Here is an 18,669-nt window from a genome sequence, read left to right as displayed (position 1 = left end):
TGTTTTTTTATAAATTGATTTTTAGCCTTTTGATTGATAAAAGCTATATGATGTGAAGTGGAATTTATTTCAGATTATATAATTCCAAATTATACTGTTGGACCTGCTCTAACTTCAGGTATGATATAAGAAATAGTGTCTATTACTATCGTTGTATTATTGCTAATCATAACAGCAACTGAACTATTAAAATGATTCTCAATATTATGAAAATGATGACCAAAACTAGTCGTCTTTGAATATACAAAGCGATCTGTTTTCTGATTAACCTCTACAACTTGTATCCGTTCAAAATCCCAATTAATAGTATTACTCGTCTTTATTTCCGAGATATTAAGCTCGTAATCCTTACTATTTTTATGCTCTGGAAAACTATCGGATTGATTTTGATTTGAATCGTAGGCTATGTTTAAATCTTCAACATTAAAAAGAGCATTCTGAATATTATCTACATCAGTATTGCTATGATAAATTATTCTAAGTTGACCTTCGTTGCTTTGACCTATTTGAATATGTGTAACACCAATGCTTTGCAGTTTATTTTGAATAGCTTCAATAGCATTTTCTGTATCTTCTGAAGAAATATCAGTATCTGAAAACTGAATCACAATCTGTTGATTGGGTAGCGTATTTTGCTCTAAATACGTTCCTAAAAACGCTAAGAGTATAATTAACAGCCCAAAATGCAGTTTGGTTTTCATGCGCCAAATATAGGCAAAAAATAAAGACTGTATTTCTACAGTCTTATCTTAAATTATAACTTCATAAGGTATTCAATTACATACCTTCCATTTTTGTATAACCTTCTGGTGGAGTTAAGCTTAATTTATCATCTGAAACCGATTCTTGTTTAATCTCAGTTATTTCTGATGTTACTATAATATTTGCTCCCATTTGTTTCAAGGTCATAACAAAATAAAGTGGATAACCTTCAATTTTTCCACCCATTGCTGTTGTATTATGGCTGAAAGCAGAAATCTTATCCGTTGTGAACATTTGCATTTCTACATCTTGTCCGTTTTGCTTCATTTTAATAAAGTATTGTTGACACTCATAACCCATTACAGTTTTTGTTTCATCTCCCTTTTCTACAGTTACACTTTTTAAGTCCTCTTCACTAGGCACAAAAGATTGCAACATAAATTTCTTACCAACTCCTGGTTGATCAAATAACATTAACATTTGTTTTTCTGCACCATCAACAACGATAACCATATCTCCTGACATTGGATTACTTGTTTCGCTTCGCGATTTTTCTCCTTTAAAATAGGTAATAGCTTGTGAGTCTCCCATGGCTTTCAGTTGCGCATTCATCTGCTCATTGTCGCTACTCATGGTTTGATTGGCTATTAAAACTCCTTCTTTTAATTGAACTTGAGCTACAGCAACAATGCTTATCATTAGTGCTAAACTCAATAATACTATTTTTTTCATAACTATATTTTTTAAATTAATTGTTAGTACACAAAAACCTTACCAACAAAATATGTCGGTAAGGTTTTTATAAATTATATGTATCTCTATAGATTATAACTCTAATAATCCATTAGTTTTCTTAACACCTTCAGCACTTGCTTTCATGTGATCCTTTTCTGCATCACTTAATGATACATCAACAATTTTCTCAATACCGTTTCTACCTAAAACAACTGGCACACCTATGCACAAATCACTTAAGCCATATTCACCATCTAATAATGTAGAACAAGGGTATATTTTCTTTTGATCGCAAGCAATAGCCTGAACTAATCCACTTACTGCTGCACCTGGTGCATACCAAGCTGAAGTGCCTAATAATTTAGTTAAGGTTGCTCCACCTACTTTAGTATCTTCTGCAACTTGATTTAAACGTTCTTCTGATAAAAACTCAGATACTTTAATACTGTTTCTTGTTGCATGAGAAATTAATGGCACCATACCTGTATCACTATGTCCACCAATTACCATTCCGTCTACATCACTGATTGGCGCTTCTAAAGCTTCAGCTAATCTATATTTAAAACGTGCAGAATCTAATGCTCCACCCATTCCAATAATTCTATGCTTTGGTAAACCTGTAGTTTTATGCACCAAATAAGTCATAGTATCCATAGGATTACTCACAACAATAATAATTGTATTTGGAGAATGCTCTACTAAGCTAGATGATACTGTTTTTACAATACCTGCATTAATTCCTATTAATTCTTCACGAGTCATTCCTGGCTTACGAGGAATACCTGAAGTAATCACACAAATATCACTATTTGCTGTTTTAGAATAATCGTTTGTACTTCCAGTAATTTTTGTGTCAAATCCATTTAAAGATGCACACTGCATTAAGTCCATTGCTTTTCCTTCTGCATAACCTTCTTTAATATCAAGTATCACGACTTCAGAAGCAAAATTTTTAATTGCAATATACTCTGCACAACTTGCGCCAACTGCACCAGCGCCAACTACGGTAACTTTCATTTGTTTTTTATTTAAATTAATGTGGAATGGAATTCACTTAAAACTATTCTTTTCATCAAAAACAATTCATAAGCGTATTTCATAATTATATATATTTTTTAACGTGTAAATTATGTATTGAATACGAGCGTAAATTTACGAATAAAATTACCGTTAAAGAAGAAAGTAATCAATTTCCTCGTACCGATATCTTCATAATTAGAGCATTAAAAAAAAGCAACTATGTTAATACATAGTTGCTTTTTAAAAATTCATTTATGAAATACAATATTTACGCATCAATATTAGCATAAATCGCATTCTTTTCTATAAACTCTCTACGTGGTGGTACTTCGTCTCCCATTAACATAGAAAAGACACGATCTGCTTCCGCACCATTCTCTATATGGATTTGACGCAATGTTCTAAACTCAGGATTCATCGTCGTATCCCAAAGTTGTTCTGCATTCATCTCTCCAAGACCTTTATAACGTTGAATTTTTGCTCCATCACCATATTGTTCCATTAAAGCTAAACGCTCTTCATCGTTCCAAGCATATTCTTTTTTGGCTCCTTTCTTCACTAAGAATAAAGGTGGTGTTGCTATATAAATATGTCCATTTTCAATTAATTCCTTCATGTAACGGAAGAAGAAGGTTAAGATTAAAGTTTCAATATGCGAACCATCGATATCGGCATCACACATAATAACTATTTTATGGTATCTTAATTTTGAAAGGTTTAAGGCTTTACTATCTTCTTCTGTTCCGATAGTAACACCTAAGGCTGTAAAGATATTTTTGATTTCTTCGTTTTCAAAAACCTTATGTGTCATTGCTTTCTCCACATTAAGAATCTTACCTCTTAATGGCAAAATAGCTTGAAACATTCTATCACGACCTTGTTTTGCCGTTCCACCTGCCGAATCTCCCTCGACTAGATAAACTTCACATTTTGCAGGATCTTGTTCAGAACAATCTGATAGTTTTCCAGGTAAACCACCAATACTCATTACGGTTTTACGCTGAACCATTTCACGTGCCTTTTGAGCGGCATGACGTGCTTGTGCAGCTAGTATTACTTTCTGAACAATCGTTTTAGCATCATCCGGATTTTCTTCTAAATAATCCGTAAGCATTTCAGAAACAGACTGACTTACAGCTGCAGAAACTTCACGGTTTCCTAATTTAGTTTTTGTTTGCCCTTCGAATTGTGGCTCTTGAACTTTTACAGAAATAATAGCGGTTAAACCTTCTCGGAAATCATCACCAGCAATATCAAACTTTAATTTGTCTAACATTCCAGATTCGTCTGCATACTTTTTAAGGGTATGTGTTAAACCTCTACGGAATCCTGATAAGTGTGTTCCACCTTCATGTGTATTAATATTATTTACATACGAGTGTAAATTTTCAGCATAAGAGGTATTATAAATCATGGCAACCTCAACAGGTACTCCATTCTTTTCACCTTCAAAAGCAATAACTTCTTTTATTAAAGGCTCACGGTTACCATCTAAAAACTTGATAAATTCCTTCAGACCTTCTTTAGAATGAAATGTTTCCCCTTCAAACTCACCATCATCTTTTTTATGACGTCTATCTATTAAATGAATCGTAATACCCTTATTAAGGTAAGCTAATTCACGTAAACGACTTGCTAAGGTATCGTAGTTATATTCTAAAGTTTGCGTAAAGATGGTTGCATCTGGTTTAAAAGTAACAATAGTTCCTCTTTTATCCGTTTCACCAACTTTCTTAACAGGATACATGGCTTTACCTTTCTCGTATTCTTGCTCCCAGATTTCTCCTTTTCTATAAACTGTGGCCTTTAAATTGTCAGATAAAGCGTTTACACAACTTACACCAACACCATGTAGTCCACCAGAAACTTTATAAGAATCTTTATCAAACTTACCACCTGCACCAATTTTAGTCATTACAACCTCTAATGCAGAAACTCCTTCTTTTTTATGTAAATCTACTGGAATACCACGACCATCATCCTCAGTAGTAATAGAATTATCTTCATTAATAATTACGGTAATATTATCACAATGACCAGCTAAAGCTTCATCAATTGAGTTATCGACAACCTCATATACTAAATGGTGCAAACCTCTTACGCCTGTATCACCAATGTACATGGAAGGACGCATACGAACATGCTCCATACCTTCTAAGGCCTGAATACTATCTGCTGAGTAATTATCCTTATTAAATTCTTCTCTTTTTTCGCTCATTATTTTGAATACATTTTAGTTCGAATCTTTATTAAAAAAATCTGCCGTTATACAACGGAATCAATTCAGCTATCATAATTTTTAGCAACTGCTTCTTTAAAATTTAGAGCTTTATTGACATAAAAAAAATGACACAGCTGTATCATTTTTGAATACTAACAAATATACGGAATTATAACGCTTTTTAAAAGCTTTTTATGAATTGATGCCGATAATTATCAACATTTGTTGATTACCTAAAAGTGGCTTAGAAAGCTTAAAAAGCACCTTAAATGAGATTTCTTTAATTTGATTGAATCTTGAAATCGCGCTAAAACAAAAAATCGCTCAGAGTCGAGATTTCGAGATTAAAACTTATTTCTAATTTAAAGAAAAAACAGAAAAGCAGCTCAAAAATTGAACTGCCTAATCAAGTGTTTACTAATCCTCTAAATATCCGAATTTTCCGGTATTATAATCTTGAAAGGCTTCAAGGAGTTCCTCTTGTGTATTCATTACAAAAGGACCATGTGCTGCAATAGGTTCATTAATTGGCTCACCACTCAATACTAAAACTACGGCATCATTTAATGCTTCAACTGTAAACGACTCTCCATCGTTGCTAAACATCACAAAATAATCTTGTGGCGCATTTGTACTTCCATTCACTTTAGCATCACCTTCAACCATTAAAAGCGCTGTTGTATAGGTTGCAGGAAATGACAATTGCGTTTTCGCTCCCTTTTTCAATTTCAAATTAAACATATTCAATGGCGAAAATGTAGATGCAGCACCTTTATGTCCCTGATAATCTCCGGCAATAACCTCTACTTCCCCTGCGTTATCTGGTAAAGTAACTTTTGTGATTTCAGAATTTGAAATCGCTTGATATTTTGGTGGACTCATTTTATCCTTTGCCGGCAAATTTACCCAAAGCTGCACCATTTGAAACTCCCCTCCATTTTTACTCCATTCTGTTTCGTGAAACTCTTTGTGCAAAACTCCCGAAGCGGCTGTCATCCATTGCACATCTCCTTCACCGATTATACCTCCTCCTCCTGAACTATCGTTATGTTCTACACGACCTTTATAGGCAATAGTCACGGTTTCAAAACCTCTATGAGGATGCACACCAACTCCTTTTGGTTTATCTGTTGCAGGAAAATTATATTTAGAGTTGTAATCCAACATTATAAACGGATCCATACGCTGCATGGTTGATGTCCCTGGAATAAAATTGTGGACTCTAAACCCATCACCTACAAAATGAGGTGCTGCTGGTCGCGTTACTTTTTCTATACTTCTTTCTTTATTTGTTTTCATAATTTCTATATTCTCTCTATTATTTACTGTAAAATTACAGGAACAACAAAACTTATGCATTGACATTTGATAAGAAGCGAAAATCTAGAAATTAATAGGGTAAAAAACTACTTCGGTTTAAAGTTTTCTTTAGCTAATGCTTTTCGCACTCTACTCAAACTTTCTGGAGTAATTCCTAAATAAGAAGCTATCATCCATTGCGGAACGCGCAACATAATATCTGGATACATACTAACAAATTCCAAATATCTAACCTTTGCCGAAGCTCCTATTAATAAGCTAATGCGTTTGTATAAATGGCGGATATGATTTTGTAATAACTTTTCGTTTTGGGCTCTAAATTTCGAATTAATATTGACGACTTTAGTCACAAATTCTTCATCTAACATGACTGTTAATGTATCTTCAATAGCATCTATATAATAGGTTGAAGGTTCTTGAAAAAAGACACTGCCGCGATCACTAACAATCCAATTCTCAGTAGCAAACTGGAGGATATTTTCTTTTCCTTCTTCATTTAATGCATAAAATCGAAGCACACCTTGTTCAACAAAAAAAGAATGCGAACAGACCTCACCTGATTTTAATAAAAACTCATTATGAGGAATTCTTTTTGTTCTTATAAAAGGTGTTATTTGAACAAATTCCTCTTCAGATAATCCGCCTTTTTCAATAAGAAATTTTTTAAAGTTTGGTAATAACATCGCCTCAATTAAGATTATGAAATTACAACAATACTGAGTATAAAAAAAGACCAATCTTTTGTGATTGGTCTTTTAAATATTTATTTAATTACTTCTTAAGCTTTCACATAAGAATCCGAATGTACATTAGCAATGGCTCTACCAGAAGGATCGTTCATGTTTTTAAATGCTTCATCCCATTCTAAAGCTGTTGCAGTACTACAAGCTACACTTGCTTCTTGAGGCACGCTTAATGCTGCTGCATCACTTGGAAAATGACCTTCAAAAATACTTCTGTAATAATACTCTTCTTTATTTAGAGGCGTGTTAATTGGAAAACGGAATGACGCATTTTGTATTTGCTCATCAGTTACTTCACTTGCTACAAGTTCTTTTAAGGTATCAATCCAACTATAACCTACTCCATCAGAAAATTGTTCTTTTTGTCTCCATGCTACGCTTTCTGGAATCATATCTTCAAATGCTTTACGAACCACCCATTTTTCCATGCGCTCTCCGTTAATCATTTTGTCTTTTGGGTTGATGCGCATGGCAACATCCATAAATTCTTTATCTAAGAATGGTACACGACCTTCAATTCCCCAAGCCGCTAAACTTTTGTTGGCTCTTAAACAATCGTACATATGTAACTTATCTAATTTACGAACGGTTTCTTCATGAAACTCTTGTGCACTTGGCGCTTTATGAAAGTATAAATACCCACCAAATAACTCATCGGCACCTTCACCAGATAATACCATTTTAATTCCCATAGATTTAATAACTCTCGCCATTAAATACATTGGAGTCGATGAACGAATCGTGGTAATATCATAAGTTTCGATGTTATAAATCACATCTTTAATAGCATCTAATCCTTCTTGAATAGTAAATTTAATTTCATGATGAACTGTACCAATATGGTCAGCTACTTTTTTTGCTGCTGCTAAATCTGGTGAACCTTCTAGCCCAACTGAAAACGAATGCAGTTGTGGATACCATGCTTTTTCTTTATCATCAGCTTCGATACGTCTTTCAGAATATTTTTTAGCAATAGCAGAGGTTACTGAAGAATCTAAACCACCTGACAATAATACACCATAAGGCACATCACTCATTAGCTGTCTATGCACAGCATCTTCTAAGGCTTGCTTTACTTCTGCTATACTTGTTTCGTTATCTTTTACAGCATCATACTCTGTCCAATCACGTTTGTACCATTTTACAAATTCGCCATCTTTGCTAGACATATAATGACCTGGAGGAAATAATTCAATTTTAGTACAAATACCTTCTAGTGCTTTTAATTCTGAAGCGACATAGAATGTTCCATTTTTATCCCATCCTATATATAAAGGAATAATTCCCATGTGATCTCTAGCAATGAAATATTCATCCTTTTCAACATCGTAAATAGCAAAGCCGAAAATACCATTCATATCATCTACAAAATCTACACCTTTTTCTTGGTATAAAGCTAGGATTACTTCACAATCACTTTGAGTTTGAAAATCATAGTCAGGATACTCAGCACGTAATTCTCTGTGGTTATAAATCTCACCATTGGCAGCTAATATTAATTTCTTATCTGGACTAAACAAAGGCTGTTTTCCTGAAGCTGGATCTACAATTGCTAAACGCTCATGCGCCATAATCACTTTATCGTCACTATAAATTCCACTCCAATCTGGTCCACGATGACGAATTGTTTTTGCCATCTCTAAAACCTGTGGTCTTAAATCATCTACTTTTTGCTTTATATCGAACGCACATACTATTCCGCACATAACTTTTATCTTTTTTGAATTAGGCTTAAACTATTATCAGCCATATATTATTAATTACAGGACAAATATGAACTTAAACTTTCATATTAAAAACACAAACAACAATAATAGTTTCAATATAAAACTTTAAATTGCAAATAGACATCAATACATAACTGAGACAACATTAAATAAACAGATTATCTATTAATTTGTAAATTTTAATATTTATTTACGACTTAGGCCTTAAATTCATTTTAATTTAATCTAATCAAAACTTAATTGCAGTCATGAAAACATCAAAATTACTTACTACTATTAGCTTATCATTTGTAATGCTTTTGTCATTAAATATTAATGCTCAAGAATTTGCCAAAATGGACAACAGTACAATGGACCGTGCTTACTATCCTTCAAACGCACCAAAAAGAACATTTGAAAAAACTGAGGAAGCTAAGAAATTATCAGAACCTCAAATTAGAGTCACTTACTCTAGACCCGCTAAAAAAGGTAGAGAAGTATTTGGCAAGCTTTTAAAATTCGGAAAAGCATGGCGCGTTGGAGCTAATGAGTCTACAGAAATATTATTTGTAAACGATGTGACGTTTGGTGGAAAAGAAATTAAAGCAGGACGCTATAGTGTGATCATTATTCCTACTGAAAAAGAATGGACTTTAAAATTAAACACTGAACTTGACGGTTGGGGAAATTACGGTTATGATGAAACTAAAGATATCGCAAGTGTATCGGTGCCTATAACTAAAAGTGATAAAACTATTGAAAACTTATCTATTGCGCTTTACAAAGCTTCAGATAACACTGTGAACTTAAAAATAGGATGGGACACAACAATTGCTGAATTTCCAATTACTTTAAAATAAGTCATCAACTTTAACATCTAGTTTCGTTATTTAATATAATATTAAGACGAATGGGTTTTACCTTTAGCGCAATCATATTCACCAAAAATCAAAAACAAATTATGAAAACCACAAGACTATTAACGACCATTTCATTTGCATTTATGATGCTTATTTCTTTTAATGCCGAAGCACAAAAATTTTCAGGCTTAGACAAAAGTCCTTTAGACGTAGCGTCATTTGGAAGAGGTAGCGATCAATTGATAAAAGTATATTATGGTAGACCACAACTTAAAGGCAGAACTGTAAAAGAATTAACTCAAAAAGATAAAGTATGGAGAACAGGTGCTAACGAAGCCACAGAACTAATTCTTTTTAAGGATATGAAACTTGGAGGAAAGACAATTAAAGCTGGTACCTATTCATTATTTACAATTCCTGGAGATAAAGAGTGGACTATTATTGTAAGTTCTGATGTAAACAACTGGGGAACTTCAGGATACAAAGAAGATAACACTGTAGCTAGTATCACTGTTCCTGTAACAGAAGGTAAAGAATCATTAGAAGCACTTTCTATTGCATTTGACAAATCTGATGATGGTGTACATATGTTCATCGGCTGGGGAACAACTAGAGTGGCTGTACCTTTTACTAAATAACTGTTAGCTGACATAAAAAAAGTTCCGAGAAGATTTATACTTCTCGGAACTTTTTTATTTATACACTTTTCCAATTTTGAAAATCCAAAATCTAGAGTCTAAACTAAGGTATATTCAAATATTTATGAGTCTGTAAGGACACTTTCCATTTCGGATTAGCCATGACATAATCTACAATTTTCGGAATCACTTTATCGCGTTTGCTCCATTCTGGTTGTAAATACAAAATGCAATTATCATTTACTTTAGCCGCTTGATCCTCTGCAAATTTAAAATCATCATTATTATAAATGATACATTTAAGTTCGTGAGCTTTTTCTAAAACTTCTTCGGTAGGTAATTTCATTTTCTTAGGTGATAAGCATATCCAATCCCATTCTCCAGTTAACTTATAAGCACCAGAAGTCTCTATATGAGTCTGAACACCTTTAGCTTTCAATTGAGCCGTTAGTGGTCCCATATCCCAAGTTAGAGGCTCACCACCTGTAACAATAATAGTATCGCTATATTTTATTGCGTTTTCTACAATCTTTTCAGTTGCTGTAGGAGGATGTAATTCTGCCAACCAACTTTCTTTCACATCGCACCAATGGCAACCCACGTCACAACCACCAATTCGCACAAAATATGCCGCTGTTCCTTTATGAAAACCTTCACCTTGAATGGTATAAAATTCCTCCATTAAAGGCAGTAGTAACCCTTTATCTATTAATTCTTGTCGTTCTCTTCTTGTCATATGGCTGCAAAGATAGTTATTTAGTTTTCAGTCGCAGTCTCAGTTTGCTTTAAACTATTGGTAAAATTTAATATTTATTTATACAGAAATAAGTCTTGAAGAAAGTGGATTAGATAATTATGAAATTGAAATCTATTTCATACGTGATTAAATTACATTATTTTTATGCAAATTTTCTGATAAATGAAGAATTCTGAAGCTTTCGTGAAAGAAATTAACGAAGGAAACACATGTAAAGGCGACTATATTACACTTGGATCTGCAATGCTTGACGGCAAAACCATGACTAATACTTTTGTAAACGTTCCCTTAAAAACCATGAATAGACATGGACTTATTGCTGGAGCAACTGGTACTGGAAAAACAAAAACGCTACAAGTTTTAGCCGAAAATTTATCAGAAAAAGGTATTCCGGTTTTATTGATGGACATTAAAGGAGATTTAAGTGGGTTAGCAAAACCAAGTCCTGGCCACGCTAAAATTGATGAGCGAATGGAAAAAATAGGATTACCATTTGAACCCAAAGCGTTTCCTGTAGAAGTCATGACTTTATCCGAACAAGATGGAGTCCGTTTAAGAGCAACTATCAGCGAATTTGGGCCTGTTTTAATTTCGAGAATATTAGATGTTACAGAAACGCAAGCTGGTATTATTTCTGTCATTTTTAAATATTGTGATGACAACCATTTACCCTTATTAGACCTTAAAGATTTTAAGAAAATCCTACAATATGCTACCAATGAAGGCAAAGCAGAATTTGAAGAAGCTTATGGTCGTATTTCAACAGCTTCAACAGGCGCCATTTTAAGAAAACTTATTGAGATTGAGCAACAAGGAGGAGATGTTTTCTTTGGTGAAACCTCTTTTGACACTCAAGATTTATTGAGGATTGATGAAAACGGTCGCGGATATATTAATATTATTAGACTGACAGATATTCAAGATAAGCCGAAATTGTTTTCGACATTTATGTTGAGTTTATTAGCGGAGATTTATTCAACATTTCCTGAACAAGGAGATAGTGGACGCCCAGAACTTATTATGTTCATTGACGAAGCACATTTAATATTCAATGAAGCTTCGGACGCCTTATTAAGTCAGATTGAAAGTATCGTAAAACTCATTCGTAGTAAAGGTGTGGGTTTATATTTTGTAACTCAGAACCCAACCGATGTACCTGAAGCAGTTTTAGGCCAATTAGGACTTAAAGTACAGCATGCCTTACGAGCCTTTACCGCGAAAGATAGAAAAGCGATTAAATTAACGGCTCAAAATTATCCAGATACTGAGTATTATGATACGGCAGAAATTTTAACCTCTTTAGGAATAGGTGAAGCTCTAGTCTCTGCTTTAGATGAAAAAGGAAAACCAACACCTTTGGCAGCAACCATGTTGCGTGCTCCCATGAGTAGAATGGATATTTTAACGGAATCGGAATTAGCAAGTCTATTATCGCAATCAAAATTGGCTAGAAAATATAACCAAGAGATTGACCGAGATAGTGCTTACGAAATGTTGAATAAAAAAATTGAGCAAGCCGAAGCAGAAGAAGCTAAACAAAAAGCAAAAGAGGAAAAAGAAGCTTTAAAACGTGCTGAAACTAAAAGAAGCACAAGAAGCTCTACAAGAAGACAATCCACAAGACAAAACCCATTTATAAAAGTATTAACAAGCCCAACAGTAATAAGAAGCGTTCTTGGCATATTAACCAAAATGCTTAAATAATATCAACTACAACCTATTATGAAACACACCCTATTTGCTGCATTAATTTGTGCAGTTTTAATAACAAGTTGCACCAAAGATGCCTCAGTAGACCCTTTTTTGATATCTAAAACGTGTATAGGTTTACTAACGGACTCTACACAAGTAAAAGACTTAGATGCTATTTATAGTAATGACTCTATTGTAAGATACGTTTCTGGTGATGAATTTATTGGCTCAGTAAACACCATTGAAATTTTTGAAAAAGGAGGCAAAAAACTTCTAGACTTATCTCCAAGAGAAGCTTTAGATTCTACTTCTGTTATCTCTAGCATAAACATCATTGATTCACGATACCACACAAATAAAAATATATCGAACATAAGTACTTTTAAAGATCTAAAAGCAGCTTATAAAATCTCAAAAATTGATAATCTTATCAATGTTATAGTAGTCTCAGTCAATGAGGTTAACGCGTCCTTTACTATTGATAAAAAAGAATTACCTGCTAGTATGCGTTTTAATATGGATATGACAATCGACCCGATTCAAATTCCTGAAAAAGCTAAGATTAAATATTTTATGGTTCACTGGTAGAATAGTTGTTAATTGAAAAACATGGATAAAAAACAAAAATATAAAATTCAAGATTCGCCATTTGTAGTTCCTACAGAAGATGGTAAAATTATAAAAGAACATTTTGGTAATGCCACAGATGGCAATTCTGAAATAAGCATCGCGCATATGGTGGCTCCTGCAGGTTGGTCAGAACCTTTTCAAACTCCAGAATTTGATGAATACACTTTTATTATAAAAGGAAAAAAACAATTTATCATAGACGGAGAAACTATTATTTTAGAAGCAGGACAGTCTATAAAAGTTGAGAAAAACACACGCTTACAATACTCTAATCCTTTCACAGAACCTTGTGAGTATTTAGCTATTTGCTTACCCGCATTTTCAATTGAAGCCGTTAATAGAGAAGACCAATAAAGTATGAAGAGTTTTGTTATAAAATCTATTGGTAGCGCACTTAATGCAACTAGTCTAATTTCTTCTAAATATGCAACAAAAAAAGCGATAAACCTTTTTGCCTCACCAAAAAAAGGACGTTACACAGAAGAGCAAAAACAAATAATTGATTCGGCATTTTACGAAGAAATCAGGTATAACAATATGGATATTGCAACCTACCGTTGGGTTGGAAAAGGCAAAACCGTATTACTTGCTCATGGTTGGGAAAGTAATGCATCGCGTTGGGCATATATTTTAAAAGAACTCAAAGCACAAGATTACAATATTATAGCACTAGATGCTCCTGCACACGGAAGATCGGATGGCAAACAATTTAATGCTATTCTGTATTCTGAATTCATAAATGTGGTGGCTAATAAGTTTAATCCAGACGTATTAATTGGTCATTCGGTTGGTGGTATGGCTAGTGTTTTTTATATGCACAAACATCAATTACCCTCAATAAAAAAACTTATTCTCTTAGGAGCTCCTGCTCATTTCACGGGAGTATTTGACCGATACAAATCTATGATGGGTTTTAACACTAAAATTTCAAATGGATTAGACAATATTATTGTTGAGCGCTTTGGACAACCAGTCTCTTACTTTTCGGCAGCAAACTTCACAGAATCTATTGATGCAAAAGGATTAATTATTCATGATAAAAAGGATCGTATTATTCCTTATGAAGATGGTCAATTAATTGCAAATCGCTATAAAAATTCTGAATTCATTTCTACTACTGGTTTTGGTCATGGTTTAAAAGATGTTTCTTTAACACCTAAGATTATTGAATTCATTAATGATTAATCTTTATCGTATTTTTGCACCATGTCAGAAGATTTAAAACGCCTAAACAAATACCTCAGCGAAGCTGGTTATTGCTCTCGTAGAGCCGCAGACCGCTTAATTGAAGCAGGAAGAGTCACTATTAATGATGTCGTACCAGAAATGGGAACTAAAGTAGCATCTGAAGATGTGGTTAAAGTGGATGGCGAAATTATTGGTGAACGTCAACAAGATTTTGTGTATTTAGCTTTTAACAAACCTGTAGGCATTGTTTGCACCACAGATACACGCGTTGAAAAAGACAATATCATTGATTATCTTAATTATCCTAAACGTATTTTCCCTGTCGGTAGATTAGATAAACCAAGTGAAGGTTTAATTCTACTAACTGATGATGGTGATATTGTAAACAAGATTTTAAGAGCTAGTAATAATCACGAAAAAGAATACATCGTTACTGTAGACCAACCGATTTCTCAAACATTTATTGAGCGTATGGCAGGCGGCATCTACTTGGAAGATTTAGACAAACACACCAATAAATGTAAGGTTAAAAAGATTGATAAATTTACATTCAGTATCATTTTAACTCAAGGATTAAATAGACAAATTCGAAGAATGTGTGAGTATTGTAATTATGAAGTACAAGCTTTAAAACGTATTCGGATTATGAATATTAAACTTGATGTGCCTACTGGTCAATATAGAGAATTAACAAAAGAAGAATTTAAAAATTTGAATGATTTAATTGCTGATTCTACTAAAACGTATGAAGCAAATAAGGAAAGTGAAACACGGAGTAATAGACGATAATTATGGCTCTAGCACCTTTTCATTTGGCGATTCCTGTTCATAATTTAGAACTATGTAGAAACTTCTACACTAATATATTACAACTAGAAGAAGGACGAAGTAGTGACCATTGGGTTGACTATAATTTCTTTGGTCATCAATTAGTTATCCATTTTAAAACAAAGCAAACCGAAGAGGAAATCACTAATTTAGTGGATGGAAAAGATGTACCTGTACCACATTTTGGTGTTGTTTTAGAATGGGATCGCTTTCATCAATTCTCAGAACTATTAAAATCGAAAGGCATACACTTTATCATTGAACCTTATATTAGATTTGAAGGATTAGTGGGAGAACAAGCAACAATGTTCTTTAAGGCCCCTTCAGGAAATGCTTTAGAGTTCAAAGCCTTCAAAGATATAAATCAGTTATTTGCTAAGTGAATTCTCAAATTTACTTGAAATGTAAAATGGCAAATACACCAATAGAAACAAAGGAATAAGCACTAATTGACCAACTATTACGTAATATGGCCATTCTCCAAAATAATCCATTAAAGTTGCTGATTTTGGTTTTTCAACTAGGTAAAAATAATTAGCATCTAATACATAATTCAATCCTGTTACAACTATCAAGTAAACTTGAAAGGCTAGTAATGATTTAAAAACGCTGCGTAATGTTGGTTTCATCTTAAAAACAAAAACAACGTAGAATATTATGGTCAATAATCCTAAATGAACCACCCAATATCTAAAGTAATCAAAACTAGGAAACCCTTCTAGGATATCTGGAGTGATTACTCCTTGCAACGTACCACCAATTATCCAAAATACTAATATTTCAAACATCCAATATTTACGATAATGTGTAAATACAGGAATTAATAACGCTATTAAACTACAGAGGAAAAGTGGTAAATCAGTTTTAAAATTATAATTATCGAACAGCATCCGATACGTATGATAACTTATTACAACAATAGATACCAACCACCCTAATGCAAGTAGTATGTACTCTTGATGTGAATTAGATAAATTTCTTTTAGAATATTTTATAAGAATAATCCCAAAACCTAATGCTAATAAAATGGGTAATACATGTTGAATACTACCTATTGTTACTTTTGAAAGAACAATAAATAGCGTCAATAAACCCATTAGAAAATTACCTATTATTTTGCCTGTGCTGCTCTCTTGCCAATAACGTATTTTTCAACAACATAGCAATTGTCATTGGTCCTACTCCACCTGGAACAGGTGTAATAAAACTTGCTTTTTTACTTACGTGTTCAAAATCTACATCACCTGTAATATGGTAGCCTTTATCAGATTCGTCTTCAACACGTGTAATTCCTACGTCAATGATAACCACATCGTCTTTTACCATTTCAGCTTTTAAGAAATTTGGAATTCCTAATGCTGAAATTATAATATCTGCTTGCGAAGTAATCTGTGTAATATTTTTAGTATGACTGTGCGTTAAGGTTACGGTTGAATTTCCCGGAAAACCTTTTCGTCCCATTAAAATACTCATCGGACGACCAACAATATGAGAACGACCAATTATAACCGTATGCTTACCATCTGTCTCAACGTTGTAACGTTCTAACAATTCTAATATCCCAAATGGTGTTGCAGGAATAAAAGTGGACATATCTAATGCCATTTTTCCAAAATTCATTGGATGAAAGCCGTCAACATCTTTATTAGGATCTACAGCCATTAATACTTTTTGCGTATTAATTTGTCGTGGTAATGGTAACTGAATAATAAAACCATCTATATCGTCATTCTGGTTTAATTCTTCAATTTTATCTAACAACTCAATTTCGCTAGTAGTATTAGATAAACGCACCATTGTAGATTGAAAACCAACACGCTCACATGCTCTAACTTTGCTACCTACGTACGTTAAACTCGCACCATCATTACCAACAATAACAGCGGCTAAATGTGGCACTTTTTCATCATTAGCTTTCATCTTATCGACTTCGGCTTTGATTTCGTTTTTAATGTCGTTACTTACTTTTTTTCCGTCTAAAATTGTCATGCTTTTGGTTATTGTTTTCTGGCAAAGACGCTGAGGCGCAAAGCTCTAGTTGATTGAATTATTATTTATAAAAGTCGACTGAAGACCGCGTATTATAACTGACTACTGACGACTGAAGACTGCAAACTTATTTAGGCATATTCTGCATCATCTGCATCATACGTTTTCCGCCTCCACCTTGCATCATCTTCATCATTTTACTCATTTGAGTAAACTGCTTTAAAAGCTGATTTACTTCTTGTACTGAAGTTCCTGAACCTTTTCCAATTCGTTTTTTACGACTTGCATTTATGACTGATGGGTTAGAGCGTTCTTCAGGTGTCATGGAATGAATAATGGCTTCAATACCTTTAAAAGCATCGTCGTCAATATCAATATCTTTCATCATTTTTCCAGCTCCTGGAATCATGCCTACTAAATCTTTCATGTTACCCATTTTCTTGATTTGCTGAATCTGTTTTAAGAAATCATCAAACCCAAACTGATTTTTAGCAATCTTCTTTTGAAGTTTTCTTGCTTCCTCTTCATCAAACTGCTCTTGTGCACGTTCCACTAAAGACACCACATCTCCCATTCCAAGAATACGATCTGCCATACGTGATGGATAGAAGACATCAATGGCTTCCATCTTTTCACCTGTACCAATAAATTTAATCGGTTTATTAACTACAGATTTAATAGAAATTGCGGCACCACCTCGTGTATCACCATCTAATTTGGTAAGGATAACACCATCAAAATTTAAAATATCATTGAAGGCTTTTGCTGTATTCACAGCATCTTGACCTGTCATAGAATCCACAACAAATAAAGTTTCTTGTGGTTGAATAGCTTTATGAATATTAGAGATCTCGGTCATCATCGCTTCATCCACAGCCAAACGACCTGCGGTATCAATAATCACAACATTATGACCATTTGCTTTGGCGTGCGCAATACCAGCTTGTGAAATCGCAACAGGATCTGTATTACCTCTATCACTAAAAACCTCAACACCTATTTGATCTCCTACAACATGTAATTGATCAATTGCCGCAGGACGATACACATCACAAGCCACTAATAAAGGTTTCTTGGTTTTTTTGTTTTTTAAATAATTGGCCAATTTACCAGAAAAGGTTGTTTTCCCAGAACCTTGTAAACCAGACATTAAAATTACACTCGGATTACCAGAAAGATTAAGTCCTTCTGCATCACCACCCATTAATTCAGTTAACTCATCTTTAACGAGTTTAACCATTAATTGACCTGGTTGCAATGTTGTTAATACATTTTGACCAAGTGCTTTTTCTTTTACACGAACGGTAAATTCTTTTGCAATTTTAAAGTTAACATCGGCATCTAAAAGCGCACGTCTTACTTCTTTCAACGTCTCAGCAACATTTACTTCTGTAATGCTACCATGACCTTTTAATACGTGTAACGCTTTATCTAACTTATCACTTAAATTATTGAACATGTTTTTAGTCTTCAGTTTGCAGTCTGCAATTAAGCAGCCTGTATTATTTAATAAGCTGCAAATTTAAGAATTTATGAGGGAATTTCTAATGAGTTTAGAAATTTGTTTTCAGTAGTAGTTTCAGTCGGCAGTTGCTTACTCTAACGACTCTATTTTCATTAAAAAATCTCGAGAAGGCGCA

The 18,669-nt window shown here is 33.6% G+C and carries 19 protein-coding genes; 8 read left to right on the top strand and 11 right to left on the bottom strand.

From position 1 onward, the window contains the following. Positions 1-89: 89 nt before the first annotated feature. The 7 genes from HM992_RS08005 to asnB all read right to left on the bottom strand — a co-directional run bounded on the left by HM992_RS08005 (position 90) and on the right by asnB (position 8,447). Positions 90-701, bottom strand: coding sequence for a hypothetical protein (locus HM992_RS08005; protein ID WP_178984486.1), 612 nt, complete (start codon positions 699-701; stop codon positions 90-92). 76 nt (positions 702-777) lie between these two features. After that, positions 778-1,434 carry a DUF4412 domain-containing protein gene (locus tag HM992_RS08000; RefSeq protein WP_179319287.1) on the bottom strand — a complete coding sequence of 219 codons (657 nt, stop codon included), beginning with the start codon at positions 1,432-1,434 and terminating at the stop codon, positions 778-780. Between the two features lie 93 nt (positions 1,435-1,527). Then, positions 1,528-2,454 (bottom strand): malate dehydrogenase, encoded by a 927-nt coding sequence (gene mdh, locus HM992_RS07995; RefSeq protein WP_178984484.1) that lies wholly within the window; start codon positions 2,452-2,454, stop codon positions 1,528-1,530. A gap of 271 nt (positions 2,455-2,725) precedes the next feature. Next, positions 2,726-4,675 carry a DNA topoisomerase (ATP-hydrolyzing) subunit B gene (gene gyrB / locus HM992_RS07990; RefSeq protein WP_178984483.1) on the bottom strand — a complete coding sequence of 650 codons (1,950 nt, stop codon included), beginning with the start codon at positions 4,673-4,675 and terminating at the stop codon, positions 2,726-2,728. 420 nt (positions 4,676-5,095) lie between these two features. Then, a complete protein-coding gene (locus tag HM992_RS07985; RefSeq protein WP_178984482.1) occupies positions 5,096-5,977 on the bottom strand; it encodes a pirin family protein in 882 nt (293 codons plus the stop codon). A 107-nt stretch (positions 5,978-6,084) separates the two neighbouring features. After that, positions 6,085-6,681 (bottom strand): Crp/Fnr family transcriptional regulator, encoded by a 597-nt coding sequence (locus tag HM992_RS07980; protein ID WP_179319286.1) that lies wholly within the window; start codon positions 6,679-6,681, stop codon positions 6,085-6,087. A 95-nt stretch (positions 6,682-6,776) separates the two neighbouring features. After that, on the bottom strand, positions 6,777-8,447 hold the full coding sequence (gene asnB / locus HM992_RS07975) for an asparagine synthase B (protein WP_179319285.1): 1,671 nt from the start codon (positions 8,445-8,447) through the stop codon (positions 6,777-6,779). Between the two features lie 269 nt (positions 8,448-8,716). On the opposite strand from asnB, the gene HM992_RS07970 reads away from it, so the two are divergent. After that, entirely contained in the window at positions 8,717-9,307 is a 591-nt protein-coding gene (locus HM992_RS07970) for a DUF2911 domain-containing protein (RefSeq protein ID WP_179319284.1), read from the top strand. Positions 9,308-9,408: 101 nt separating this feature from the next. Then, on the top strand, positions 9,409-9,945 hold the full coding sequence (locus tag HM992_RS07965) for a DUF2911 domain-containing protein (protein ID WP_178984478.1): 537 nt from the start codon (positions 9,409-9,411) through the stop codon (positions 9,943-9,945). A gap of 103 nt (positions 9,946-10,048) precedes the next feature. Here HM992_RS07965 and HM992_RS07960 read toward each other — a convergent pair whose 3' ends face one another. Beyond that, the gene (locus tag HM992_RS07960; protein WP_179319283.1) at positions 10,049-10,681 is read right to left on the bottom strand and encodes a 7-carboxy-7-deazaguanine synthase QueE; all 633 of its coding nucleotides are present in this window, start codon (positions 10,679-10,681) and stop codon (positions 10,049-10,051) included. Positions 10,682-10,864: 183 nt separating this feature from the next. On the opposite strand from HM992_RS07960, the gene HM992_RS07955 reads away from it, so the two are divergent. From HM992_RS07955 to HM992_RS07930, 6 genes are read left to right on the top strand one after another with little or no spacing between them, the layout of a single operon-like run. After that, a complete protein-coding gene (locus tag HM992_RS07955) occupies positions 10,865-12,406 on the top strand; it encodes a helicase HerA-like domain-containing protein (protein ID WP_179319282.1) in 1,542 nt (513 codons plus the stop codon). 18 nt (positions 12,407-12,424) lie between these two features. After that, complete coding sequence (locus tag HM992_RS07950; protein ID WP_179319281.1) at positions 12,425-12,982, top strand: hypothetical protein; 558 nt, start codon at positions 12,425-12,427, stop codon at positions 12,980-12,982. A gap of 21 nt (positions 12,983-13,003) precedes the next feature. Further along, positions 13,004-13,378 (top strand): cupin domain-containing protein, encoded by a 375-nt coding sequence (locus HM992_RS07945; RefSeq protein ID WP_179319280.1) that lies wholly within the window; start codon positions 13,004-13,006, stop codon positions 13,376-13,378. A 3-nt stretch (positions 13,379-13,381) separates the two neighbouring features. Next, positions 13,382-14,209, top strand: a complete 828-nt coding sequence (locus HM992_RS07940; RefSeq protein ID WP_178984473.1) for an alpha/beta fold hydrolase — start codon at positions 13,382-13,384, stop codon at positions 14,207-14,209. Positions 14,210-14,230: 21 nt separating this feature from the next. Next, the gene (locus HM992_RS07935) at positions 14,231-15,001 is read left to right on the top strand and encodes a pseudouridine synthase (RefSeq protein ID WP_179319279.1); all 771 of its coding nucleotides are present in this window, start codon (positions 14,231-14,233) and stop codon (positions 14,999-15,001) included. Positions 15,002-15,003: 2 nt separating this feature from the next. After that, entirely contained in the window at positions 15,004-15,423 is a 420-nt protein-coding gene (locus HM992_RS07930) for a VOC family protein (protein ID WP_195806606.1), read from the top strand. On the opposite strand, the gene HM992_RS07925 is transcribed toward HM992_RS07930, so the two are convergent. The 3 genes from HM992_RS07925 to ffh all read right to left on the bottom strand — a co-directional run bounded on the left by HM992_RS07925 (position 15,409) and on the right by ffh (position 18,488). Next, positions 15,409-16,137: a YwaF family protein gene (locus tag HM992_RS07925; protein ID WP_178984471.1), complete on the bottom strand. Its 729-nt coding sequence runs from the start codon at positions 16,135-16,137 to the stop codon at positions 15,409-15,411. The two genes, HM992_RS07930 and HM992_RS07925, sit on opposite strands and share 15 nt — an antisense overlap. A gap of 7 nt (positions 16,138-16,144) precedes the next feature. Beyond that, positions 16,145-17,029, bottom strand: coding sequence for a bifunctional 5,10-methylenetetrahydrofolate dehydrogenase/5,10-methenyltetrahydrofolate cyclohydrolase (locus tag HM992_RS07920; protein WP_178984470.1), 885 nt, complete (start codon positions 17,027-17,029; stop codon positions 16,145-16,147). 127 nt (positions 17,030-17,156) lie between these two features. Then, positions 17,157-18,488: a signal recognition particle protein gene (ffh, locus tag HM992_RS07915; protein WP_178984469.1), complete on the bottom strand. Its 1,332-nt coding sequence runs from the start codon at positions 18,486-18,488 to the stop codon at positions 17,157-17,159. Between the last annotated feature and the right edge of the window lie 181 nt (positions 18,489-18,669).

It is taken from the genome of Winogradskyella helgolandensis (assembly GCF_013404085.1).
GTDB lineage: Bacteria > Bacteroidota > Bacteroidia > Flavobacteriales > Flavobacteriaceae > Winogradskyella > Winogradskyella helgolandensis.
The sequence above is the reverse complement of the archived record's forward strand: the minus strand, read 5'-3'. Positions and strand labels throughout refer to the sequence as shown.

What these genes read in the sequence shown, in the direction of transcription:
- HM992_RS08005 (WP_178984486.1), bottom strand. Translation starts at nt 701, where the DNA reads ATGAAAACCAAACTGCATTTTGGGCTGTTAATTATACTCTTAGCGTTT.
- HM992_RS08000 (WP_179319287.1), bottom strand. Translation starts at nt 1,434, where the DNA reads ATGAAAAAAATAGTATTATTGAGTTTAGCACTAATGATAAGCATTGTT.
- mdh (WP_178984484.1), bottom strand. Translation starts at nt 2,454, where the DNA reads ATGAAAGTTACCGTAGTTGGCGCTGGTGCAGTTGGCGCAAGTTGTGCA.
- gyrB (WP_178984483.1), bottom strand. Translation starts at nt 4,675, where the DNA reads ATGAGCGAAAAAAGAGAAGAATTTAATAAGGATAATTACTCAGCAGAT.
- HM992_RS07985 (WP_178984482.1), bottom strand. Translation starts at nt 5,977, where the DNA reads ATGAAAACAAATAAAGAAAGAAGTATAGAAAAAGTAACGCGACCAGCA.
- HM992_RS07980 (WP_179319286.1), bottom strand. Translation starts at nt 6,681, where the DNA reads ATGTTATTACCAAACTTTAAAAAATTTCTTATTGAAAAAGGCGGATTA.
- asnB (WP_179319285.1), bottom strand. Translation starts at nt 8,447, where the DNA reads ATGTGCGGAATAGTATGTGCGTTCGATATAAAGCAAAAAGTAGATGAT.
- HM992_RS07970 (WP_179319284.1), top strand. Translation starts at nt 8,717, where the DNA reads ATGAAAACATCAAAATTACTTACTACTATTAGCTTATCATTTGTAATG.
- HM992_RS07965 (WP_178984478.1), top strand. Translation starts at nt 9,409, where the DNA reads ATGAAAACCACAAGACTATTAACGACCATTTCATTTGCATTTATGATG.
- HM992_RS07960 (WP_179319283.1), bottom strand. Translation starts at nt 10,681, where the DNA reads ATGACAAGAAGAGAACGACAAGAATTAATAGATAAAGGGTTACTACTG.
- HM992_RS07955 (WP_179319282.1), top strand. Translation starts at nt 10,865, where the DNA reads ATGAAGAATTCTGAAGCTTTCGTGAAAGAAATTAACGAAGGAAACACA.
- HM992_RS07950 (WP_179319281.1), top strand. Translation starts at nt 12,425, where the DNA reads ATGAAACACACCCTATTTGCTGCATTAATTTGTGCAGTTTTAATAACA.
- HM992_RS07945 (WP_179319280.1), top strand. Translation starts at nt 13,004, where the DNA reads ATGGATAAAAAACAAAAATATAAAATTCAAGATTCGCCATTTGTAGTT.
- HM992_RS07940 (WP_178984473.1), top strand. Translation starts at nt 13,382, where the DNA reads ATGAAGAGTTTTGTTATAAAATCTATTGGTAGCGCACTTAATGCAACT.
- HM992_RS07935 (WP_179319279.1), top strand. Translation starts at nt 14,231, where the DNA reads ATGTCAGAAGATTTAAAACGCCTAAACAAATACCTCAGCGAAGCTGGT.
- HM992_RS07930 (WP_195806606.1), top strand. Translation starts at nt 15,004, where the DNA reads ATGGCTCTAGCACCTTTTCATTTGGCGATTCCTGTTCATAATTTAGAA.
- HM992_RS07925 (WP_178984471.1), bottom strand. Translation starts at nt 16,137, where the DNA reads ATGGGTTTATTGACGCTATTTATTGTTCTTTCAAAAGTAACAATAGGT.
- HM992_RS07920 (WP_178984470.1), bottom strand. Translation starts at nt 17,029, where the DNA reads ATGACAATTTTAGACGGAAAAAAAGTAAGTAACGACATTAAAAACGAA.
- ffh (WP_178984469.1), bottom strand. Translation starts at nt 18,488, where the DNA reads ATGTTCAATAATTTAAGTGATAAGTTAGATAAAGCGTTACACGTATTA.